Raw genomic sequence first — 21,790 nt, 5'->3', positions numbered from 1 at the left:
CCGCGATCAGTCGGTGACCGCCGGCTCGTCGTCGGCCATCCCGCCGCGATCCGGCATCAGGAATTTCACCGTCTCGACGCAGCCCGAAGCGCCCTGCGCCGAAGGCACGACGCGGCCGCTGCGCACGATTGAGATCGCCTGCCCGCCGAAATCCGCCGACGGCTGCGCTTCGAGCAGCTTGACATTGCCCACCTCGCCCCACGGCGCGACGTCGAACGAAACCATCGCCCAGCCCTCGATCGCGCGCTTGCGATAGGCGGGGGGATAAAAGGTCGTCGGCCGGCTCGCCCATTCGATCTTTGCCGGACAAGCAGCGTTCGCGGGGCGCATCGCCGCCTTGTCGGGCCGTTCGGGCGCCGCGATCTTCGCCGCGGCGCGCCAATAGGGATAGAAGCAGCCCGTCCGCGCGCCACCGGTGAAGCGCGACGTACGCACCGCCTCGATCGCGGCGGTGTCCAGTTCGTCATTGCCGGTGCCGTGCGCGATCCGCACATTGACCGGGGTCCCTTCATCATCGGTGTCATAGGTGACGAGCGACCAGTCGCGCGCGCCGGGCGTCGCCTTCAGCTTCGAAAAATCGGGACGCGCGCGCAGCAGTGCGACCGGGCGCGGCTTGTCGCGGCAATCGCCGACGGCGGCGAAGCGGTCCCAACCCGTCTTGGGCAATCTCGGCCCGGTCGGAAAAATCGAATAGGCCGCGATGTCGGCGAGCGGCGCCTGCGCCAGCGAGGCGAATTGCGGCGAATAGCCTATTTCGCAATTCGCGCGTGGCTCCCCCGCGGCAAAGCGGCTCGCCGCCAGCGCCGGGCCGATGTCCTGCCCGAAGGGCGAAACGCTGCCGCTGTCGCGCACGATCGAGTGCGTGCGCCCCGCGCTATCGATCGCGAAACGATAGGATATCGGCTTGATCCGCTGCGGATCCATCGTCGCCACGTCGACGGCGGGACGCAGCGCCGTGCCCGGAACCGCCGCGCCGTCGCAGCGGATCTCGCCGGGATTCCACTCCAGCAGTTGCTGCGAATAAGCGGGATTGCCGGTGACGGGCGGCGCGGGTGCCGCAGCGGGCAGGAAAGCGAACAGCAACGCAGCATCGAACATCAGCCAATCCCCCGCGAACTCGCCGTCAGACTAGCGCGAGCGCGGGGGCTTACAAGATTGAAAAGCAACGCGATCGAACGCTATTGCGCGCCCGCGCGCTCTTCGGTCAGCCGTTTCTCGAGCCGCTTGCGCGAGCTGTCGGCATAGGCGCGGCACGCGCCCGGCGCGTCGTTATACCGCCCCGGCCCCGCATTGTCGGGATGCGCCGAAATCAATATGTCGCAAGGCATTGCGTCCATCTTGCGATAGCTTGCCGCAAACCCCTCGACAAAGGACGCGCCGGCTTTGGAGGTGAAGCGATAGCCGTCGGCCGACACCGGGTTGAGGCTCGATGCGAAGACGATCGCCTTGCAGACTTTTCCCTCGCACGCGCGCCAGCGCCAGCTCATGCTGCCCATCGTGTGCCCCGGCGTCGCGACCGCCGCGATCGCCGTCTTGCCAAGCTTAAGCACCTCGCCGTCCTTGACAACGCGCACCCGCTCCACCGCGGGCCAGCTGCCACCATAGCCGAGCTGCGGATCGTCCTTTGCGTGCCGCCCCATGCGCAGCCCCTCGGCCCCGCGCGCGCTCGCCACCACCGTCGCGCCGGTATCGCGCGCCAGCGCGGCGAGCCCGCCGGCATGGTCGAAATGCGGTTCGGTGCTCAGAATAAATTTGATGTCTTTGGGGTCGAACCCCAGCTTGCGGACATTGGCGAGGATCGCGGGCGCCGCCTGCGGCAGCGCGCCGTCGACCAGCACCAGCCCGGCACCGGTGTCGATCAGCGCGACGCTCATCCCCGCGAAACCAACAAGATAGGTCTTCCCGAAGATTTTCTCCGGCTCCGCAGGCGCCAGCCATTGGGCCGATCGCGAGGTCTCGATCGGCTGCGTCAGCGGATCGACCGCCGGAACCGGCGCCCCGCTCACACCCGCGAGCCAGGCGAACAGGCTGATTGCATCGAACATTTTCGTCTCCCTTCGCCCCCGAAAATGCCAAGCGAAGCGCCCCGCGACAAAGCATCATTTCTCGACAAAGCCATGAGAATATTTCATATCCTTCGTCATCCCGGACTTGATCCGGGATTCATCTATACAGCCTCGGAACAGCGGACCCCGGATCGAGCCTGTCCTGAGCCCGTCGAAGGGTCCGGGGTGACGAGGCAAATGTGCAGAGAGGTTCGATGGACCGCGCCCAACTCCCGCTCAACGCCCTCCGCGCCTTCGAGGCGGCGGCGCGCCACCTCAATTTCACGCGCGCAGGGCTCGAGCTCCACGTCAGCCAGGGCGCGGTCAGCCATCAGGTAGCCGAGCTCGAACGCCGCCTCGGCACGCGCCTCTTCCACCGCTTGCCGCGCGGCCTCGCGCTCACCGACGAGGGCCATGCGCTCGTCCCCGTCGTCGCCGAGGCGTTCGACCGCATCGCCGCGACACTCGATCAATATGCGGACGGCCGCTTCCGCGAGGCGCTCAAGGTCGGCGTGGTCGGCACCTTCGCGACCGGCTGGCTGCTGCCGCGGCTCGACGCCTTCGCGCGCCTGCACCCGTCGATCGACCTGCGCATCGCGACCAACAACAACCGCGTCGATCTTGCCGGCGAGGCGCTCGACTATGCGATCCGCTTCGGCGACGGCGCGTGGCACGGTACGCACGCAGAACCGCTCTTCGCCGCGCCGCTGGCGCCGCTCTGCGCGCCCGCGATCGCCCCGCGCCTCAAAACCCCCGCCGACCTGATCCGCGAACGCCTGCTCCGCTCGTACCGCGCCGACGAATGGGCGCTCTGGTTCGCGGCCGCGGACGTGCCCGTTCCGGTCCTGCGCGGTCCGGTCTTCGACAGCTCGGCGTTGATGGCGGCCGCGGCCGCTTCGGGCCAGGGCGTCGCGCTCGCGCCGCCCTCGATGTTCGCGCGCGAGCTTGCCGCCGAGTTGCTCGTCCAGCCCTTCGCGGTCACGATCGACGCCGGCCGTTACTGGCTCACTCGCCTGATGTCGCGCCCCGAAAGCGACGCGATGCGGCGGTTTCGCGAGTGGCTGACCGAAGAGATGGCGGCTCCCGAAGCCGCGTAAATCAACGCAAAGTTAACAATGTAAATATTGCCGTCGTCAAAGATAACACCGTCAACACCGGCAGCAACTATTCCCCCGGAATGCGCAAAATCTTCGCCATCGCCTTGCCCTTGGCGAGTTCGTCTATCAGCTTGTCGAGATAGCGGATTTCCTTCATCAGCGGATCTTCGATATTCTCGACCCGGATGCCGCAGATCACGCCCGTAATCAGCTCGCGCGCCGGATTGAGCTTCGGCGCCGCACCAAAGAAATCCTCGAAACTCGTGCCCTTCGCCAGCTCGCTCTCGATCGCCCTCTGACTATATCCCGTCAGCCAGCGAAAAATCTCGTCGACTTCCGCCTTGGTGCGCCCCTTCTTCTCCGCCTTGGCGATGTAATGCGGATATACGCTCGCGACGCTGATCGAATAGATGCGGTGCCTGGTCATGGGTTTCTCCCGCCAGCATGATAGTGGGGCGCAGCGCGATCGTCACCCTGACATCCGCATTGGGGTGGGAGCGGACCCCCGCTTCCTCTCCTTCGTCATCCCGGACTTGATCCGGGATCCATCGCAGCACTAAAGTCGTGGACCCCGGATCAAGTCCGGGGTGACGATGTATGAGGGGGCAGATTCCCGGCCGGAACCGGTCACTTCCAAACGCCCCCTCTCCAGCGGAGCATCCTTTTACTTTCTTCAGTTCAGACTGAACCGCACCGTCGCGCCGAGGGTGCGCGGCCGGGCGACCGAGCCGGCGAAGGCAAAGGGCGCGTTCAAAATGCCATATTGGTTGAACAGATTCTTCGCGAACAGCCCAAGCTCGATCCGATCGTTCACCGTCACCGACGCATTGAGGTCGACGAGGTGGAAATCGCCCTTTTCCAGCGAGCCCGCGAAATCGACGGGCGCGCTCGACAGATAGCGGTGCGCGATGCTGAAGCGCGGCTTCAGCGGCGCGTCCGCGAAACTCAGGTCGAGCGAGTTCGACAGCGTCCATTCGGATGCGCCCGGCAGTCGCGTGCCCTTCGCATAACCGCCGCCGGGCGCAAAGCTGTCGGGGAGCAGCGTCGACAGGCGCGCGTCGTTATAGGCGATGTTCGACGAGAAGCTTAGGTTGCGTGTCGGGCGCAGGTTGAGGCTGATTTCGACGCCGTCGATATCGGCGCCGCCGCCGTTCACCGTATAGGCGTTGAAATCGACCGGAGTGAACAGCCGCGCCTGCACATTGCCCCAGTCGATGTGATAGGCGGTGACATCGACGCTCAGCGTCCGGTCGACCAGGTCGAAGCGCGTGCCGATCTCGCAATTCTTCGTCGTATCGCTTTCGAACGTCAGCGGCAGGCCGGGGACCGCGGCCGAATAGACGTTGACGCCGCCAATGCGGAAGCCTTCCGAATAAAGGGCGTAAACCATGAAGTCGTCCGACGGCTTCCAGGTCAGCGACGCCTTGGGGATGAAGTCCGAATCCTTGTCAGCGGCCGGCGCGAAATCGAACGGGTCGACCAGATTGGCATTGGGCAGATATTGCAGGCGCGGGCGCGAGCGATATTCGAACAGGCGCCCGCCGAGCGTCAGCGTCAGCGTGTCGATGATATCGAACGACGCTTCGCCGAAGATCGCCTTTTCGGTGATGCGGTTGCTGCTGATCGTCCGCGTCGCGAGGTCGCCGGGGGCAAGCTCGCTGCCCGGCTGGCCGTCGAAATCGCCGGGGTTCGCATCGATATAATCGGCGATGCCTTCGATGAAGGTACCATCGGTATTGTTCGAGCGCAGCCGGGTATAATTGGCGCCGATCAACCAGCGGAAACGCCCGCCATCCGGCGACGCGAGCCGCAGTTCGCCATATTCGGTCTTCGATTTGCCGTCGCTGCTGGCGAGTTCGGGCGTGTCGGTGCGCGGGTCGTTGCCGCCGAAGATCGAATTGTCGAATGCCAGGTTCGCTTTCTTCTCGGTATAGCTGCCGACGGCCGTCAAGGTCGCAAAGCCCAGATCCTGCTCCAGCCGCAGGCTGTGCATCATGAAGCTGGTATCCTGAAACTCGGCGACGTTGGTCGCGCGGTCGAACGTCTTGGGCGGGCCGAATATCACATAGGTCTGATCGTCGAGATCATATTCCTGGTACATGCTGAGCGCCGAAATGCGCGTTGCCTCGGTCGGGGTGAAGACGATCGACCCGCGCAGGCCCCGCACGCGAAGGTCGTTGCTGCCGTCTTCGCCAAGCAGCGTGTTGTCGAGATAGCCCGCATCGTAACGCTGCAACGCGACGAGGCGGACGGCGAGCTTGTCGGTGACGATCGGCAGGTTGACCATGCCCTTGACCGCATAGCTGGCCTCACCGGCGCGCTTCGTTGTCGCGACGTTCCCCTCGAAGCCCGCGTCGAACCGGGCGGGATCGGCTTCGTTCACCACATAATTGATTGCGCCGCCGAGCGACGACGATCCGAACAGCGTGCCCTGCGGTCCGCGCAGCACCTCGACACGGCTGACGTCGAAGCTGTCGACGTCGGGGATAACGAGCGGGAAACCCGGTTCGATCAGCGGCACTTCGTTGAGATAATAGCCCGTCGTCGCCTGGTTCGCCTCATGATAGGTCGAGGATGCGACACCCCGGATCACTACTTCGGAGACGCCCGGCTGATAATCGTTGAACACAACGCCGGGAACGCGCGTGATATAGTCGGAGAGGCTTTGGGCGTTGAGTTTCTGCAGCGTCGCTTCGCTGACCGCGCTCACCGACCCGCTGACGTCGCGCACCGACTGTTCGCGCTTGGCGGCGGTGACGACGATCTCGCTGTCGTCGGTATCCTGCGCCAGCGCGCCCGTCGCATAACCCAGCGCCAGGATCGAGATACCGCACGCGGCGACCCGCCGGATCGATGCAAACCCCATTTCTGCCTCCCTGTTTGATAATGCCTATTGGTAGGAAAATCCGATGCTCAAGCTATCATGCGAAACTGGCGTGACGGCGATGGTCGGGCCATAATCCAGCCGGATCGGGCCAGCACATGCACCCGGGAAAGCGCAGTTTCGCGGGGGCTTCCGGTCAAATTGCCCGATCGATGGATTGGGTGGCCTGATCGGCGCAGTAAGCCATTGGTGCCGCCATAGACTGGACGCAATATCCCCGCCGATCGAAAGAGGGTCGCATGAAAAGCATCGAAAACGAGGGTCGGAGAGCGTTTATGGGCGGCGTCGCGATGGCGGCGCTCTTGCTCGGAAATCGCAGCCTATGGGCAAAGGCGCCCGGCGGTCGCTGGCCCAAAGTCGCGCCGCCGCAATCGCCCCGCATTTCGGACGTGATCGAACAATTGGGCCGCACGCGCGACGACGCCTATAGCTGGATGAAATTCATCCCGGAAAGCGGCGAGCGCAACCGCACCAACCTGCCCCCCGCCGTCGCGAAGATGCTCGCCGACGAAAACGCCTATGCCGATGCTTTGCTGCAACCGACCGAGGCGACGCAGGCCGAACTCGTGCGCGCGATGCTGGCGCGCGGTTCGGATGCCGCCGCGGCGCCCGCGCTCGAAAAGGACGGCTGGATCTATTCCTCCGCCATACCCCCGGGTGCGACGCACGCGCGCTACAGCCGCCAGCGCGGCGGCGGAGAGGCCGAACTGCTTGTCGACGAAGGGCTGCGCGCGAAGGATCAGCCCTATTTCCGAAGCACCGGCCACCAGCCGAGCCCCGACCATCGCTGGTTCGCGTGGGCCGAGGATGTCATCGGCAACGACCGCCATCGCATCTGCATTCGCGACAATCGGACCGGCGAGATCCGCACGATCGTCGACAAGGACGCCTATGGCTATGGCGGGCTCGTCTTTTCGCCCTCGTCGCGCTGGCTGTTCTGGATCTGGCGCGACGCGCGCAACCGGCCGACGCGGCTCTATCGCACCTCGGTCGACGGCAAGGTTACCGACCTCGTTTATGAGGAGAAGGACCCGGCGATCTTCATGTCGGTCAAGCGCACCGCGGCCGATGGCTTCGTCGCGCTGACGCTCGCGGGGCCCGAGACCGCCGAAGTTCGCCTCGTGCCCGCGCGCGACGAAACCGCCGCGCCCATCGCTGTCTGGCCGCGCAAAACCGGCGTGCGTTACGAGATCGACGAATGGGACGGCAGCCTCGTCGCGCTCACCGACCTCGATGACGCTTTCGACATGCAGCTGCTGCGCCTCGACCCAAGGGATTTCCGCACGCTCGCCACGCTCGTCCCGCACCGCGCGGGCACGCCGATCCTGTCGATCCTGCCATTCAAGCGCGCGCTCATCCGGCTCGAACGCGCCGATGGGCTCCATCGCCTTGTCATCCTCCGCCCCGATGGATCGGAACAGGTAATCGCGTTCGACGACCCCGCCTATGCGATCGAACTGCCGCTCGAACAGAGCTATGATGCCGCATCGGTGATGATCGCGCACCAGTCGCCCAAATCGCCGCGCCGCTGGATTCGCGTCGACCTCGCGAGCGGCAAACAGACGGTCGTCGGGCGACAAAGGATCGAAAACTTCGACCCCCACGATTATCAGGTCGAACGCCTGTTCGCCCCCGCCCCCGACGGCGAGATGGTTCCTATCACGCTGCTGTCGCGCCGCGGCGCGCCCAAGGACGGGAAGGCGCCACTCCTCCAATATGGCTATGGCTCGTACGGCGTCCCGAGCGATCCCGAATTTTCGATCCCCGCGCTCGCGCTCGTCGATCGCGGCTGGCGCTATGCGATCGCGCATGTTCGCGGCGGATCGGAGAAGGGCCGCCGCTGGTTTCTCGGCGGCCGCAAATTCACCAAGCGCAACAGCTTTACCGATTTCATTGCATGCGCCGAATATCTCGCCGACGAAGGCTATACGGCGAAAGGCAAAATCGTCGCCTATGGGCTTTCGGCCGGCGGACTGCTGGTCGGTGCGAGCATGAATATCGCGCCGACGCTGTGGGGCGGCGTGATCGCGAAGGTGCCGTTCGTCGACATGCTCAACACGATGAGCGATGCGGCGCACCCGCTCGTCCCGCTGTTCCGCCCCGACTGGGGCGACCCGCTCGCCGACCCCAGGGCCTATGACTATATCGCCTCGATCTCGCCATATGAAAATGTCCGCGCGACCCCCTATCCGCCGCTGCTCTGCACCGCGGGGCTCAAGGACGACCGCGTCGCCTATTGGGAGCCGGCAAAGCTGGTAGCCGAGGTGCGGCGGAAGTCGACGAGCGGCAATCCCGCGATGCTGATGACCGATATGGACAGCGGCCATCAGGGCAGCGCCGACCTCGCGAGCGAATATAAGGAAAAGGCGCTCTTCTGGGCCTTTGCCATGCGATGCGTCGCCTAGGCGGAGCGTAAATCATTGATTTGCTGAACCGATCGCCGCGTCTTTTCGCTCAACCCGGGCCGGGCGGCGGCAAAATCCCGCCGAAATGGAGCAAACCGCGCTTAAAGCCGGCCGCGGGCGCTCGTTAAAGCTCGCATGACCACCAAAGCGACAGCATCGAACGAGCCGGTAGGGCGGCTCCTGGGTTGGCTGGGGCTTCGCCACGCACGCGGCAGCGCCCCCGATGGAGGCCTTGCGCCCCCCGACCCCGGCGGCCCGCGCCACCTGGCGCGCGAGGCGCGTTACGAGCTCGCCGCTTCGATCACCTCTTTCCTCGTCGACAACGACCTCGACGTGTCGCCGACCAACCTCCTGATCGCGCATGGCGCCTTTTCGGGGCGCAACCCGCGGCTCGCGCGCCAGATCGTCGCGCAGGCACAGACTGCCGAGGGGATCAGTCAGAAATGGCTCAACGAACTCGATGACCAGGAAGCGGGCCAGCCCGATCGCGTCGAAATCGACCGGCTGATGACGCGGCTCGAAACCAATATCGAGGCCTTTCATGCGAACACCAAGGAAGCCCGCACCGTCACGAGCGACTATGGAATCGAGCTCGAACAGCATGTCACCGATCTCGAGCAGCTCGAGAAGACCGGTCGCATCGTTTCCAGCCTCGCCGACCTTGCCAAGGTCATGCTCGAACGCACGCGCAAGGCCGAGGACGACATGCGCAAGAGCGAGGACGAGGCGAAAGCGCTGCGCCGGAGCCTCGAACGCGCCAAACGCGACGCCGAACTCGACTATCTGACCGGCCTGCCCAATCGCCGCGCCTTCGAGGTGCTGCTCGACCGGCACCACAAGGAAGCCCGCGCCGCACTCGAACCGCTGAGCGTCGCCTTTTGCGACATCGACGAGTTCAAAAAGGTCAATGACCTCCACGGCCATGAGGCGGGCGACCGCGTGATCAAGGCGATCGCCGATACGCTGGCGCGCATCTCGAACGATCATTGCCATGTCGCGCGCCACGGCGGCGAGGAATTCGTCATGCTCTTTCGCGGCCTGACCCCGACCGAGGCCGCAGCCAAGCTCGATGACGCGCGCGAAGCGCTCGCCGACCGCCGGCTGATCAACCGCAAAACCGACGAGCCTTTCGGCCAGATCACCTTCTCGGGCGGCGTTGCCGACGTCTTCGGCTATGGCGACACGCGCGCCGCGCTCAAGGCGGCGGACGAAGCGCTCTACAAGGCCAAGGCCGCGGGCCGGAACTGCATTCGCATCGCCGACCCGGCCTAGGGTCCTGACAACCTATTCCCGCGAGGGGGCGGGAGCCCGCGAGCGGCCGGCACCAGCGCCGGCCGCTCGCGGCACTATCATGCCGTCGCCGGGCGCGTCGTCCACAGCCCGAAACTCGCAATGATCGCATAGCAGGCCAGCGGAACCGCCAGCGCGATGCGGATATCGCCGCTGAGATCGGCCACGGTTCCGAACAGGAAAGGGACGATCGCCCCGCCGATGATCGCGGTGCACATGATGCCCGATCCTTGTGGCGTCCGTTCGCCAAGCCCCTCGGTCGCGAGGCTGAAGATCGTCGGGAACATCAGCGAATTGCAGAAACCGACCAGAATCAGTGCCCAGCCGGAGAGTGCACCCGTGGTTACCGCCGACAATATGATCAGCGAAATCGCGCCGGCCGCAAAGGTCGTGAGCACCCGTCCCGGCTTCGCCAGTCGCAGGATGAATCCGCCGAGCAACCGGCCGACCAGTGCGCCCAGCCAGTACATCGCAACCAGCTTGCCCGCCGCCTGGAGCCCCAGCCCCATCACGCTCGGTTCGGCGAGATAGGCCATCAGGTTCGAACCGATCGCGACTTCGGCACCGACATACACGAAGATGCACAGTGCGCCGAACTGGACGCGGCGGTTGTGGGTCAAGAGGCCCCACGTGCCCTCGAGCTTCACAGCGTCGGTCCTGGCATGGTCGATCGCCGAACGATACATCCAGAACACCGCTGCGATCGCCAGCATCAGCACGCCGAGCCACATATACGCGGTACCGATCGAAGCCCCCTCGGCGACGCGATAGGCCTGGATTTGCGCCTCGGTAGAGGTCTCGGCGTCGATCGGCTGCTCATCGCCGAGCAGAAAGGCCGCGCCGCCATAGACCATCAGGAACACGCCGATCGAATTGAACGCCTGCGCGAAGGTCAGCCGACTGTGCGAGGTTTCGACGGGTCCCAGCGTCGTAATCACCGGATTCATCGCAACTTGCAGAACCGTGATCCCCGCACCGATGCAAAAAAGCGCCGCGAGGAATCCGGGATAGGACGCCGCAGCCGACGCGGGGATGAACAGGAAAGCGGCCGCCGCCACGATGATGAAGCCAAGCACGAAGGTGCGAATATAGCCGAGCTTCGACATGATGATCCCGGCGGGGATCGAAAAAGCGCCATAAGCGATAAAGAACGCCATCTGCACGAGGTTCGCCTCGGCATGCGTCAGGTGGAACATCGGCTTGAATTTGCCGACGAGCAGGTCGTTGATGTTCGTGACCCCGCCAAGCAGGAAAAACACCGCGAAGGCGAGGATCAGCACCACCCGGGTGCTGCCACTGCTCCTGCCCGGTTGCTCTGCCGCGTCCGGTTCCGCACTCGTGACGACATTCGGCGCTAAAGCCATTTCACTCTCCCCAAGCTTTTTTCAGGCTAACCCGCGCCCGGTCTTGTCATTTTGCGGCGGGCGGGCAAGGCAGATTCTCGCCGACCGCCTCGACATTCGTATTCAGCAGCGTCGCGGCAAAACCCTTGTCCGCCTTGACCGTCACCGCATTGTCGACCTGCCGCAAATTGGCCCCCGCATCGGCGAAACAGCGCAGCGGCACCTTGATGGTCGACACCTGTCCGGCGGCCGCCTTGACCGCGGCAGAAATGTCGAACGCCTTACCGCCGAGCGCGAGGCTGACCGGCGCGCTGCCGGCCGCATCGATCCGCCAGTCGACGCGAAGCGCGAAGCTGTTGCCCAGCTGGCGCGACAGGTCGGCATAGGGGCCGGTCAGCTCGAGCGTGGCCGGGCCGGTCCAGGTGAAGCTCTTGCCGTCTTCCTGCGCGCGCACATCGACCGAGCGCGCCGCGATCATGCCGCCGGGGCTCGCGATCGGCGCGGACTCGACCGGCCGTTTGCCGCCCGCGTCGGTGATCGACAGCACCCACGGCGCGCGCGCGCGGCCGCCCGAGAAGAAATTCTCGACATTGAGCGCCGCCGAAATATCGACGCCCAGCTCTTCGGACAGCTGCGGCACCGTCGTCGTATCGCCATATTTCAGCCCGTAGCCTACGGCAAATTGCGGATTTTCGACCGGCGAGCGCGCATCGGACGGCCAGGCGAAGGGGAGCGTGCCGGTGAAGCCGCGCGCGGTCTTGCCGTCCTTGCCGGCGACGAGCACGTCGGCGACCCCGGCCCCCTGCGAGCCCGGTAGCCAGCTGGCGACGAAGGCGTCGGCGGCGTTGATTTCGGGATTGGTGAACATCGGCCGCCCCGAAAGGAAGAGCGCAACCACCGGAATGCCCGCGGCCTTCAGTTTCTTGAGCGTCGCAAGGTCGGTTGCTTCGGTCGGCTGATAATCGAGCGTCGCGACATCACCCTGGAACTCGGCATAGGGCGCCTCGCCGAACACGACGATCGCGACGTCGGGCTTTTCCTTGAATACCCCGGCTTCGGACAAGGTCGCGACGCCGCCGGCGTCGCGCACCGACTTGTCGAGCGCTTCCCAGATCGTCTGCCCGTTCGGGAAGTCGGAGCGCACGACGTCGGTGCCCTGCCAGCTGATCGTCCAGCCGCCCGATTGCATCGCCATATTGTCGGCGCCCGGACCCGTGACGAGCACGCGCGCGCCGGGCTTGACCGGCAGGATATTGCCGTTGTTCTTGAGCAACACCAGCGACTTGGCGACCGCCTCGCGCGCCACGGCGAGATGCTCGGGGGTGCCGACCGCCTTCACGGCGCTGCGATCGACATGGCCTTCGGGAAACAGGCCGAGCTTATATTTCACGCGCAGGATGCGCCGCACCGCATCGTCGAGGCGCGCCACCGGGATCGTGCCGTCCTTCGCCTGTTTCAGCGTCGTCTCGTAAAGCCCCTTCCAGCTGTCGGGCGCCATGAACATGTCGAGCCCGGCGTTGATCGACTGCGCGCAGTCGGTGACGCTGCACCCCGCGACCTGCCCATGGCCGTTCCAGTCGCCGACGACGAAGCCTTCAAAGCCCATCTTGGTCTTGAGGGCGTCGGTCAGCAGCCCCTTGTTGCCATGATGCTTGACCCCCTGCCAGCTCGAGAAACTCGCCATCACGGTCAGCGCGCCGGCGTCGATCGCGGCAGGATAACCCATCGCATGTTTCGCGATCAGCTCCTTCTCGTCGACCTTGGCGTCGCCCTGATCCTTGCCCTCGAACGTCCCGCCGTCGGCAAGGAAATGCTTGGCGGTCGCCGCGACGTGACTTGCATCGACAGTCTTGCCCGCAGCGAGTGGTCCCTGCAGCCCGAGCACCATCGCCTTCGCATAATCGGCGACGAGCTTGGGGTCGGCAGCATAGCCTTCATAGCTGCGCCCCCAGCGCAGATCCTGCGGCACGGCGAGCGTCGGCGCAAAGGTCCATTCGATACCGCTGCCCGCGATTTCGGCCGCCGTCACCGCGCCGATCCGCTGGATCAATTCGGGATCGCGCGCCGCGCCGAGCCCGATATTGTGCGGGAAGAGCGTCGCGCCTGGAATATTATTATGCCCGTGCACCGCATCGACCCCGAAGATGATCGGGATCGCGACGCCGTTCGCCTGCGGTTTCATCGAGACGGAACGAAATTCGCCGACGAGTTTCGCCCAGTCGGCCGCGCTCGATCGTTCATTGCCATTGGGCCCACTGTTGCCACCCGCGAGGATCGATCCGAGCGGCCAGGTTTCGAGATCCTTCGGCGTAATCGTGCTGATATCGCCCTGGATCAGCTGGCCGACCTTTTGCTCGACCGTCATCTTCTTCAGCAGCGCATCGATGCGCGCCTCGGTCGCGGCGTCGGTGATGGCGGCGGGGCTCTTCGCCGCGGGCCAGAGTTCGGGATGGACGGCCGCGGCCTCACCTGCGTCCTGCGTCGCTGCCATTGCGGTTCCCGCCAGAAGCAGCGCAGCCGCGATCACCATTGCCTGTCGGCGCATTGTCTCTCCCATCCCTCATATGTGAACGTTATCAAAATTTGATGTCGCATAGCGACCGAATGAAATCAAGCACTCAGTTCAGGCCTGTTCGGGGGCCGCGTCAGCGCGGGCGCGGCATCGTCGCCAGCAGCAGCACCGCGATCGCGGTCAGCCCGGCAAGCAACAGGAACAGCGCATCGAATCCGAAGCCGGGGACGAGCGAAATGGTCAACCACGGCATGATCAGCGACGGCATCGTATTCGTCAGGTTGAAGATGCCGAGGTCGCGTCCGCGCCGGTCCGAACGCGGCAGGATGCGCAATGTCTGGCTGGCATGGAGCGACAGGAACACCGTCGTTGCCACGCCGAATACAAGATAGCTCGCCTTTGCCGCGTCGAGCTCGGCTGCAAAGGCCATGCCGATCATCCCCACCGCCGACACCGCCGCGCTGACGACGAGCGGCAGGAAGGGCCGGTCGTTGCGGTCGGCCCAGCGCCCGCTCGCCAGCGCGATCGGTATCGCAAGCGTCAGCGCAACCCCGAAGATACGCGCCTTTTCATTGTCGTGCATATCGGGGGCGATCGACCGGAACCAGAAATAGAGATAGGCGAAGAGCGCCGCCTCGGCGATCTGGACCAAGAGGCGTGCAAGCCACATCCGCACCGCCGGGCCGCTCGGGCGCTGGCGATGCGCATCGGCGGCGCGCGCGGGCGGCGCGGTCAGCTCGGGAAAGACGCGCGGCCGGCCAAGCAGCAGCACGGGAAGCACCGCGCTCGCGACGAGCAGCGCGATGACGATCAGGCGGCTCTCACCCGACACCAGCCCCGGCCAGGTCACGAGCGCGCCCGACCAGGCGCCGAGCGCTGGCGAGAAAGCGAGCAGTCCGCCGAGCAGTCCCTTCTGCGCATCGGGGACGCAATCGCCCGCCCAGGCGGCGAGCGGCCCGAGCATCATGTTGAGCGTGAGCTGCCACGCGATGATGATGCCGACCAGCGTCCAGACATCCTCCGCCATCGGAACGAGGAGGAGCAGAGTGATGCTCAGGACCAGCCCGGCGAGCACCCACGCGCGCCGGCTGCGCGTGCGATCGCTGAGCCAGCCGAATGCGATGCCGCCGACACTCGCGGCGATCGCGCCGAAGAAAGTGACATAGCCCAGGGTCTCGACGTCCGCCGGCCCGGCCAGCTCGGTCATGCGCGACGGCAGCCAGATCGTCAGAAACGGCACATAGGCGATTGCCCCGCCCGCCGCGGCGAGCGCGTAGAGGAGCAGGAACGCGAGGGACTGGCGGTGAACCGCGCCCGTATCAGCCATGAATGACGGCCGGCGCGGCGGTCGACCCGCGCGGCACCAGCCCGCCCTGCACGCGCGTCGGCTCGGTCGGGCGCGGCGCGCCGCGCTGCGCCGCAATGATCAGCTCGACCGCGCGCGATGCGGTCTCGGCGACCGGCTGGTCGACCGCAGTCAGCGCCGGCTGGGTGAAACGCACCACGGGCGTATTGTCGAAGCTGACGATCGAAAGCTGGTTGGGCACATCGAGCCCCCTTTCGCGCGCGACCTCCAGCGTCGCCAGCGCCATCTGGTCGCTGCTCGCGATGATCGCGGTGGGCGGGTTCGCACTATCGAGCAGTTGGCGCGCCGCATTCGCCCCTGACGCATAGGTGAAATCGCCCTCGACGAGCAGGCCTTCCGTGGCCAACCCCGCCGCCGCCATCTCGCCCGTCCAGCCGTCGACGCGCCAACGGCTGAGGCTATATTCGGGCGATCCCGCGATAAAGCCGATACGCTGATGCCCAAGGTCGATCAGGTGCCGCGTCGCGCGCCGCGCCGATCCCTCATCGTCCATCGTCAGCGCGATCCCCGCCGCGCCACCGCGCGATCCGATGCGTGCGAACGGAATCTTCTGCTGGTCGAGCAGGCCGACGATCAGCGGGTTGTCCGAATGCGGCGGAGTCAGGATCACGCCGTCGGGCTGGAGCGCTGCGATCGCCGCGCGCAATTCGCGCTCGACATGGTCGTTGTGCGTGTCGACCAGTTCGAAAATCATGCGATAGCCATATTCGGCGCATTTCAGCATCCCGCCGAGCAGCATCTGGTCGACCCAGTCGACGCCCTGCCGTCCCTGCCAGTCGGCAATCGTGCGCTCGCGGTCGTTGATCGCCAGGATCAGATAGGATCGCGACCCGCTCATCCGCTGCGCCGCGATCGACGGGACATAGCCCAATTTGTCGATCGACGCCTGGACGCGCTCCTTCATTTCCGGGCGGACATTGGGCTCGTCGTTGATGACGCGGCTCACCGTCTGCAGCGACACGCCCGCGTCGGCTGCAACATGCTTGATCGTGACCGACTGCCGCCGACGCCCCATTATTGTCCCTGATCCCCCTTGGTGCCGCAATCGCTAACGGCATCACCGCCACATTGCCAGACGCGAACCCAGTCTATTTCCATAATTTTCGGATATCCGCTTTCATCGAGGCCCTTCAGCCCGCGTCCCTCGGCGAGCCCGCCACCGATCGCGAGGTTCAGGATCAGGTGAAAGGGCCGGTCGAACGGCGCCGCGGGATCGTCCGATCCGCTCGTCGACCATTCGCTCGCAACGCGCGTCGCATAGGGCTTGCCGTCGACCGTCCAGACGATCTTTCCCTTTTCCCAGACGATGCCGAAGACGTGGTAACCGTCGAGCGGGGCGGGAAGCGCGGTCTCGTCACCCTTATGCAGGTTGTCCGGCCATCGCCCGCCGAAGTGCAACGTGCCGAGGATGCGGTTCTCGATTCCGCCCGCGCAATCGTCGCACCGCACGCCGAGGTTCACCGCCTCTAATATGTCGATCTCGCCCGACGCCGCCCAGCTCCCGTAATGATCGGCCTCGGGCAGCATCCAGATTGCCGGCCACGTCCCCTGCCCCTGCGGCAGCTTTGCGCGCACCTCGATCTTGCCATAGGTCCACGCCGCCTTGCCGCGCGTGACGAGGCGGGCGGAGGTATACGGCTTCGTGGCCTGCGCCTCCGCCTTTTCCGGGTCGCCGCGCTGCGACAGCGGAAACGCCGGCCCGGTCATCGCCTCTTTGCGCGCGGTGATGACCAGCTTGCCGTCCCTCAGCACCGCATTGACCGGCCGGTCGGTATAGCATTGGCGCTCGTTGTTGCCCCCGCCCCAGCAATCGACGTCGAAATCCCATTTGCCGCGATCGATCGCGCCGCCGTCGAACTCGTCCGACCAAACGAGCCGCCATCCGGCGTCCGCGGGCGGCTGCGCCGCAGCGGCCGCCGGCGCCGCGGCCAGCATCAGGAAAGCCGCGGCACGCATCAGGCCGCCTTCGGCTCCTCGGCACCGCAATAGCGCGCGACATAGGCATGATGCTCGGGCAGCGTCGCGACCGTCTGCGCGATATTGTCGCGCAGCGTCTGGAACAATCGCTCGACCTCGTCGTCGCGCAGCTTGGCGGCGATCGGGTGATAGGTCTGCGGTTCGATCCCCTGCCCCATCATCACCTGCACCCAGCTATTCTCGGCGAACAGCTCCTCATTCTTGCGGAACACGCGCCCCGTTTCGCGAAACAGCTCGATCTTCTGTTGCAGCGTATCGGGAACCGGCATGTTTGCGACATGGCGCCAGAAGGGGCTGTCGCGGCGATTCGTCGCCTTGTAATGGAGCACGACAAAATCGCGGATCTGCTCGATGTCGAGCCGCTGCTGGTCGTTGAACTCCTGCGCGTCGCGTTCGCTGACGCGGCCGTTCGGCATCAACCGGATGAAACGCAGTACCGCGCGCTGGATCAGATGCACCGTCGTCGCCTCGAGCGGCTCGACAAAGCCCCCGGCAAGACCCACGGCGACGCAATTGCGATACCATTGCTTGCGCCGCACGCCGCCCTTAAACTTGATGTCGAACGGCTCGATCAGCGGCTCGCCGACGCTGCTCATCAACCGGTCATAGGCTTCGTCGCGCGACAGGTAGCCACTCGTATAGACGATCCCGGCGCCCATCCGGTGCTGGAGCGGAATGCGCCATTGCCAGCCCGCATCGTGCGCGATCGCCTGCGTATAGGGCATTGGCGGGCCCAGATGTTTGGACTGCACCGCGATTGCGCTGTCATTGGGCAACCAGTGGCTCCAGTCCTCGAAGCCCGCATGCAACGCCCCGTCGATCAGCAGGCCGCGAAAGCCGGTGCAATCGACGAACATGTCGCCCTCGACCCGCCGCTCTCCATCGAGGTGCAGCGCGGCGATATCGCCCGTCTCGCCGTCGAGCTCGACACGCGTAATCTTGCCCTCGACGCGCGTGCAGCCATCCGCCTCGGCCAACTTGCGCAGATAGCGGCCATAGAGCGTCGCATCGACATGATAGGCGTAATTCATCCGGTCTTCGGGTAAATGCGCGAACTTGCCCTGCATTCCCGCGACGAGCTCCAGGCAATAATCCTCATAAGGCTGTTCGTGCCCGCGCTCGCGCGCGTTGAGCCAGAAATGCTGGAAGCCCGCCGACCAGTGATCCTTGCCCGACAGGCCAAAGCTGTGAAAATAGCTGTCGCCGTCGTGCTTCCAATTGTCGAACAGGATACCCAGTTTGAAGGTCGCCTGCGTCGCGCGCATGAATTCGGGTTCGGGAATGCCGAGGATGCGGTTGAAATTGACCAGAGGCGGGATCGTCGACTCGCCCACCCCGATCGTCCCGATCGCCTCGGACTCGACGAGTGTCAGATCGACCGTGTGCCCCATCGTGCGCGCGATCGCAGCCGCCATCATCCAGCCCGCGGTGCCCCCGCCCGCGATCACGACGCGCTGCACCGGTTTCCTGTCGCTCATTTACTCAAGGCCCTCAGCAAGAAGGCGCGCAGCCGCCCCGCCGTCTCGGACGTGAGCGGGGCGAGGATGCTGCGCGCGGTTTCGGGAATATGGTCGGTGACGCTTGCATCGTTGTCGAAGACATAATGGTCGAACTGTTCGCGCCAGATCGCCTTGTCTTCCGGTGGCAGGTCGCGGATCGCGAGGATCGCATGGTTGAGCGCCGCCTGCGGTTGTCCGAGCCACGCCGGGGTCCGCCGCCACCAGTAATTCACCAATATGTTGAAGTCGGCGAGCCCCTCGACATGGTGCCACCACATCGACGGGATGAAGATCGCATCGCCGGGTTCGAGTTCCACCGTCAGCGCCTCGGCCATGGCATCGACGAAGCGCGGATGCTTCGCAAGGTCGGGGGCGTCGAAATCGACCATGCTGACCACGCGCCCCGCGGGCGTATTGTCGATCGGCCCGAGATAGAGATCGCGGAACGCGCCCGGCGGGAACAGCGTGAAGCGGCGGCGGCCGGCGGCGCAGCACGCCAGATTGTCGGGAAAATCATTGTGCGCCGCGATCTTGGTGCGCGTGCCGATCCAGATGCTCTTCAAGGGATCGCGGTCGCCAAGCTCGACCCCGTTCGCTTCGTCGAGCCCGTCGAAATGCGACGGAATATCGATCGACGCCAGATAGACGGTGCGCGCCTCGCCGCGTTCCTCGGCGGTCTCGATGCCGGCGAAAATATCGGCGAGCTTGCCGGTCCCGACCCGGAAATTCATTTGCATTTCGTCGTCGTAGAACAGCCGCCCGTCGTGCCCCGGCGGGCCGATCGAGACTTTGAACGGACGATCGCGCGCATGGTCCAGCAGATAACGCCGCGCGTCGCGCGCCGAGCGTTTGCCCGCTTCGACGAGCGGCCAGCCGGCGACGAGCCCGCGCAGGACAAAGGGCTCGCGCGCGCCTTCCAGCAACGCGCCCGGCCGCGCCCCCTTGTCCCATGGCCGCTCGGGCACCCGCGCAAGGCGGTCGGCAAAGGCGCCGGCCTGTTCAGCCACCGCCGAGCCTGCGGTTCTTGCGCGCGACGAGCGCCGACAGCTGCGACAGCGATGCCAGCGCCATGAACATGGGCATCAGATGTCCGGCAGCGTGCAGCGCGCCGAGTGCCTCGCCATCGAGCCCGCGCAGCTTCGCTTCGTCGATAATGTGGAAGCCGACGAGCGAATGGACCGACCCATCGTCGAGCGTCACCTCGAGGCTGAAGGGTTCGAGCAGGTCATAGGCGAGCAGCGCCTCGTAAAAGGCCTTGCTCTCGCGATAGCCTTCGTCGAGGTCGCCGAGCCGCTCGGCGATCTCGTCCAGATAGGGGGTCGCCTTCCCTTCGCCGTCGAACAGCCGCACGCCGTCGCTCGCATCGGCGATCCGCGGATGGTCGAGATCGATATGGACCTGCCCCGACCCCTCGCCGCCCGCCGGACGCCCGATCAGGAACGGCCCGATCGCAAGCGACAGCGGGCGATAGCGCGCGTCCCAATGCCCGCCTTCGAGAAACAGATTCTCGCCATTCTGGAATCCGAACATCGCGAGCGCGGTGAAGTCGTCGCGTCCGGTTTCGCGGCGGAACAGGATCGGGAAATGCGCCTGCACGCGCCGGAACTCGGTCGGCACGATCAGCGTCGCCATGACCTCGTCGCCCAGTTCCGCCCCCGCGTCGGTGCGCACGCGCAGTTCGCGGTGGGTCATATTGTCGAGAACGGCGTGGCGGGTCATCCAATTCCTTCCTGTCGCGCCGCGGCAGCCTGCACGCCGGGTCGCAGTGTATCGAGATAATCGCGGTTGGCGGGCAGCGCCGCGGCGAGCGACCGCGCGCGCTGGCGGGTGTCGGCAAGCAAGCCTTCCGCACGCCCGCCCGTCGTCGGCAGATCAGCAGGAACCGGAAAGCCCATGCCATAGAGAATATACTGGTGGCTCTCGGCGGAGAAAATCTCGTCGACGCGCGGGAAATCCCAGGCCGACGGCGGCTGGTCGCGCCAGAGCGCCAGCATCTCGGCAAGCCGCGACGGGATATGCGCCGCGTCGCGCTGCGCGAGCCAATAGGGCTCCTCGCGCCGGCTCAGCACATAGTGCAGCTTCAGAAACTCGACGATGCGGTCCCAGCGATAACGGAACAGCTCGTTGAACCGCGCGGCGTGGATCGGCAGCGCCGCCCGGTTCGCGGGAAAATTGTCGATCAGCGCGTTCAGCGACAATTCGATCATCACGATCGCCGAGGCTTCGAGCGGCTCGATGAAGCCCGCGGACAGGCCGACCGCGATGCAATTGCCTTCCCAGAAGCGCACGCGATGCCCGGTGGGGAAACTCAGCCGCCGCGCCGGAACTTCGGGCGCCTCGGGCAGCACGCGCGCAATATAGGCTCGCAGCACCGCTTCCGCCGCATCGTCGTCCATGAAGCGGCTCGCATAGACGCAGCCTATGCCGCGGCGCCCGGGCAGGCCGATATCCCAGATCCAGCCCGCCTCATGCGCGGTCGATACCGTTTGCGATGCGACCGGGCTGCCGGGCGTCACCGGCACCTGCGCCGCAAGCGCGCGATCGTTGAACAGCGTATCGCCGCGGTCGATCCAGTCGACGCCCAAATGCCCGCCGATCAGCAGCGACGCATGGCCGGTGCAGTCGATGAACAGGTCGCCCTCGACCGCACCGTTCCGGCTCGTCGCGACCGACGCTATCCCGCCGGCTCCGTCCGCATCGATGCCGGTGACATGATCCGCGACATGCCGCACGCCCAGCTGTTGCACTGCGCGGCGCGCGAGCAGCGCCGCGAACTTCCCGGCATCGAGATGATAGGCATAGTTCGCCGCGCCCTGATAATCGGGCATCGCCCGCTGTCGCGGCGCGAGGTTCAGGTCGCAGACATGCGTCTGCGGCGTCATCGCCGCGGCGAAGGACAGATCGGCGGCGCCCGACCGCCACGCCGCGAGCAGTTCGGCCGTCGGTGCCGCGGGCGGCGCGGTGAAGGGGTGCAGATAGCGGTCGTCCACCGCACCGGTAACCCAGCCGTCGAACCGCGACCCCTGCTTGAAAGACCCGTCGCACGCGGCAAGGAATTCGCCCTCGCCGATGCCGATTGCCCCGAGGGTTGCGCGCATCGTCGGCCAGGTGCCCTCGCCGACACCGATCGTCGGGATGTCGGGCGCCTCGATCAGCGTGACGGAAAGCCGGCCCGCCATCGCCCGCGGCGAACTTGCGAGGCGCGCCGCCGTCAGCCAGCCGGCGGTGCCGCCGCCCACGATGACAACCTTCTCGATCGCGCTATTCATTGCCGTCGATCCTAGGCCAAGCTTCCATCGCCGTCACGCAAAAGAGCCGCGCCCGAAAAGGCGCGACCCTCTTGCCTGTGACCCGGCGGAAATGGCCCGCGGC

General features: G+C 65.7%; 16 protein-coding genes. 3 read left to right on the top strand and 13 right to left on the bottom strand.

Going from position 1 to position 21,790, the window contains the following annotated elements; translation table 11 throughout:
* Positions 1 to 6 precede the first annotated feature (6 nt).
* Together E5675_RS08155 and bla are read right to left on the bottom strand one after the other, a co-directional pair.
* Complete coding sequence (locus E5675_RS08155; protein WP_136174081.1) at positions 7 to 1,098, bottom strand: TonB family protein; 1,092 nt, start codon at positions 1,096 to 1,098, stop codon at positions 7 to 9.
* A gap of 80 nt (positions 1,099 to 1,178) precedes the next feature.
* Entirely contained in the window at positions 1,179 to 2,045 is an 867-nt protein-coding gene (gene bla, locus E5675_RS08150; RefSeq protein WP_136174080.1) for a subclass B3 metallo-beta-lactamase, read from the bottom strand.
* A 215-nt stretch (positions 2,046 to 2,260) separates the two neighbouring features.
* Here bla and E5675_RS08145 point away from each other — a divergent pair, with 215 nt between their 5' ends.
* Positions 2,261 to 3,142 carry a LysR family transcriptional regulator gene (locus E5675_RS08145; RefSeq protein WP_136174079.1) on the top strand — a complete coding sequence of 294 codons (882 nt, stop codon included), beginning with the start codon at positions 2,261 to 2,263 and terminating at the stop codon, positions 3,140 to 3,142.
* A 67-nt stretch (positions 3,143 to 3,209) separates the two neighbouring features.
* On the opposite strand, the gene E5675_RS08140 is transcribed toward E5675_RS08145, so the two are convergent.
* Together E5675_RS08140 and E5675_RS08135 are read right to left on the bottom strand one after the other, a co-directional pair.
* Positions 3,210 to 3,569, bottom strand: a complete 360-nt coding sequence (locus tag E5675_RS08140; RefSeq protein WP_136174078.1) for a DUF2200 domain-containing protein — start codon at positions 3,567 to 3,569, stop codon at positions 3,210 to 3,212.
* A 246-nt stretch (positions 3,570 to 3,815) separates the two neighbouring features.
* Positions 3,816 to 6,008 (bottom strand): TonB-dependent receptor, encoded by a 2,193-nt coding sequence (locus E5675_RS08135; protein WP_136174077.1) that lies wholly within the window; start codon positions 6,006 to 6,008, stop codon positions 3,816 to 3,818.
* A 257-nt stretch (positions 6,009 to 6,265) separates the two neighbouring features.
* On the opposite strand from E5675_RS08135, the gene E5675_RS08130 reads away from it, so the two are divergent.
* Together E5675_RS08130 and E5675_RS08125 are read left to right on the top strand one after the other, a co-directional pair.
* A complete protein-coding gene (locus E5675_RS08130; protein ID WP_210727624.1) occupies positions 6,266 to 8,431 on the top strand; it encodes a prolyl oligopeptidase family serine peptidase in 2,166 nt (721 codons plus the stop codon).
* Positions 8,432 to 8,566: 135 nt separating this feature from the next.
* Complete coding sequence (locus E5675_RS08125; protein ID WP_136174076.1) at positions 8,567 to 9,703, top strand: diguanylate cyclase; 1,137 nt, start codon at positions 8,567 to 8,569, stop codon at positions 9,701 to 9,703.
* A 77-nt stretch (positions 9,704 to 9,780) separates the two neighbouring features.
* Here the strand turns inward: E5675_RS08125 and E5675_RS08120 are convergent, their stop codons facing one another.
* The 9 genes from E5675_RS08120 to E5675_RS08080 form a co-directional block, all read right to left on the bottom strand.
* Entirely contained in the window at positions 9,781 to 11,085 is a 1,305-nt protein-coding gene (locus E5675_RS08120; RefSeq protein WP_136174075.1) for a sugar MFS transporter, read from the bottom strand.
* Positions 11,086 to 11,131: 46 nt separating this feature from the next.
* The gene (locus E5675_RS08115; RefSeq protein ID WP_136174074.1) at positions 11,132 to 13,609 is read right to left on the bottom strand and encodes a glycoside hydrolase family 3 protein; all 2,478 of its coding nucleotides are present in this window, start codon (positions 13,607 to 13,609) and stop codon (positions 11,132 to 11,134) included.
* Positions 13,610 to 13,709: 100 nt separating this feature from the next.
* The gene (locus E5675_RS08110; RefSeq protein WP_136174073.1) at positions 13,710 to 14,903 is read right to left on the bottom strand and encodes an MFS transporter; all 1,194 of its coding nucleotides are present in this window, start codon (positions 14,901 to 14,903) and stop codon (positions 13,710 to 13,712) included.
* Positions 14,896 to 15,957 carry a LacI family DNA-binding transcriptional regulator gene (locus E5675_RS08105; protein WP_136174072.1) on the bottom strand — a complete coding sequence of 354 codons (1,062 nt, stop codon included), beginning with the start codon at positions 15,955 to 15,957 and terminating at the stop codon, positions 14,896 to 14,898. The genes E5675_RS08110 and E5675_RS08105 overlap by 8 nt, the downstream gene beginning before the upstream one ends.
* The gene (locus E5675_RS08100) at positions 15,957 to 16,898 is read right to left on the bottom strand and encodes a glycoside hydrolase family 16 protein (protein WP_136174071.1); all 942 of its coding nucleotides are present in this window, start codon (positions 16,896 to 16,898) and stop codon (positions 15,957 to 15,959) included. The genes E5675_RS08105 and E5675_RS08100 overlap by 1 nt, the downstream gene beginning before the upstream one ends.
* Entirely contained in the window at positions 16,898 to 18,397 is a 1,500-nt protein-coding gene (locus E5675_RS08095; protein ID WP_136174070.1) for a tryptophan halogenase family protein, read from the bottom strand. Before E5675_RS08095 ends, E5675_RS08100 begins: the two co-directional genes overlap by 1 nt.
* Positions 18,394 to 19,425, bottom strand: a complete 1,032-nt coding sequence (locus E5675_RS08090) for a cupin-like domain-containing protein (RefSeq protein ID WP_136174069.1) — start codon at positions 19,423 to 19,425, stop codon at positions 18,394 to 18,396. The genes E5675_RS08095 and E5675_RS08090 overlap by 4 nt, the downstream gene beginning before the upstream one ends.
* Positions 19,418 to 20,137: a SapC family protein gene (locus tag E5675_RS08085; RefSeq protein WP_136174068.1), complete on the bottom strand. Its 720-nt coding sequence runs from the start codon at positions 20,135 to 20,137 to the stop codon at positions 19,418 to 19,420. The genes E5675_RS08090 and E5675_RS08085 overlap by 8 nt, the downstream gene beginning before the upstream one ends.
* A complete protein-coding gene (locus E5675_RS08080; protein ID WP_136174067.1) occupies positions 20,134 to 21,687 on the bottom strand; it encodes a tryptophan halogenase family protein in 1,554 nt (517 codons plus the stop codon). The genes E5675_RS08085 and E5675_RS08080 overlap by 4 nt, the downstream gene beginning before the upstream one ends.
* Positions 21,688 to 21,790 lie beyond the last annotated feature (103 nt).

This window comes from Sphingopyxis sp. PAMC25046, assembly GCF_004795895.1.
Lineage (GTDB): Bacteria > Pseudomonadota > Alphaproteobacteria > Sphingomonadales > Sphingomonadaceae > Sphingopyxis.
This window is presented reverse-complemented; position numbering and strand designations above follow the sequence as displayed.

Coding starts and splice junctions, on each gene's coding strand:
- E5675_RS08155 (WP_136174081.1), bottom strand. CDS start 1,098: ATGTTCGATGCTGCGTTGCTGTTCGCTTTCCTGCCCGCTGCGGCACCC.
- bla (WP_136174080.1), bottom strand. CDS start 2,045: ATGTTCGATGCAATCAGCCTGTTCGCCTGGCTCGCGGGTGTGAGCGGG.
- E5675_RS08145 (WP_136174079.1), top strand. CDS start 2,261: ATGGACCGCGCCCAACTCCCGCTCAACGCCCTCCGCGCCTTCGAGGCG.
- E5675_RS08140 (WP_136174078.1), bottom strand. CDS start 3,569: ATGACCAGGCACCGCATCTATTCGATCAGCGTCGCGAGCGTATATCCG.
- E5675_RS08135 (WP_136174077.1), bottom strand. CDS start 6,008: ATGGGGTTTGCATCGATCCGGCGGGTCGCCGCGTGCGGTATCTCGATC.
- E5675_RS08130 (WP_210727624.1), top strand. CDS start 6,266: ATGAAAAGCATCGAAAACGAGGGTCGGAGAGCGTTTATGGGCGGCGTC.
- E5675_RS08125 (WP_136174076.1), top strand. CDS start 8,567: ATGACCACCAAAGCGACAGCATCGAACGAGCCGGTAGGGCGGCTCCTG.
- E5675_RS08120 (WP_136174075.1), bottom strand. CDS start 11,085: ATGGCTTTAGCGCCGAATGTCGTCACGAGTGCGGAACCGGACGCGGCA.
- E5675_RS08115 (WP_136174074.1), bottom strand. CDS start 13,609: ATGCGCCGACAGGCAATGGTGATCGCGGCTGCGCTGCTTCTGGCGGGA.
- E5675_RS08110 (WP_136174073.1), bottom strand. CDS start 14,903: ATGGCTGATACGGGCGCGGTTCACCGCCAGTCCCTCGCGTTCCTGCTC.
- E5675_RS08105 (WP_136174072.1), bottom strand. CDS start 15,957: ATGGGGCGTCGGCGGCAGTCGGTCACGATCAAGCATGTTGCAGCCGAC.
- E5675_RS08100 (WP_136174071.1), bottom strand. CDS start 16,898: ATGCGTGCCGCGGCTTTCCTGATGCTGGCCGCGGCGCCGGCGGCCGCT.
- E5675_RS08095 (WP_136174070.1), bottom strand. CDS start 18,397: ATGAGCGACAGGAAACCGGTGCAGCGCGTCGTGATCGCGGGCGGGGGC.
- E5675_RS08085 (WP_136174068.1), bottom strand. CDS start 20,137: ATGACCCGCCACGCCGTTCTCGACAATATGACCCACCGCGAACTGCGC.
- E5675_RS08080 (WP_136174067.1), bottom strand. CDS start 21,687: ATGAATAGCGCGATCGAGAAGGTTGTCATCGTGGGCGGCGGCACCGCC.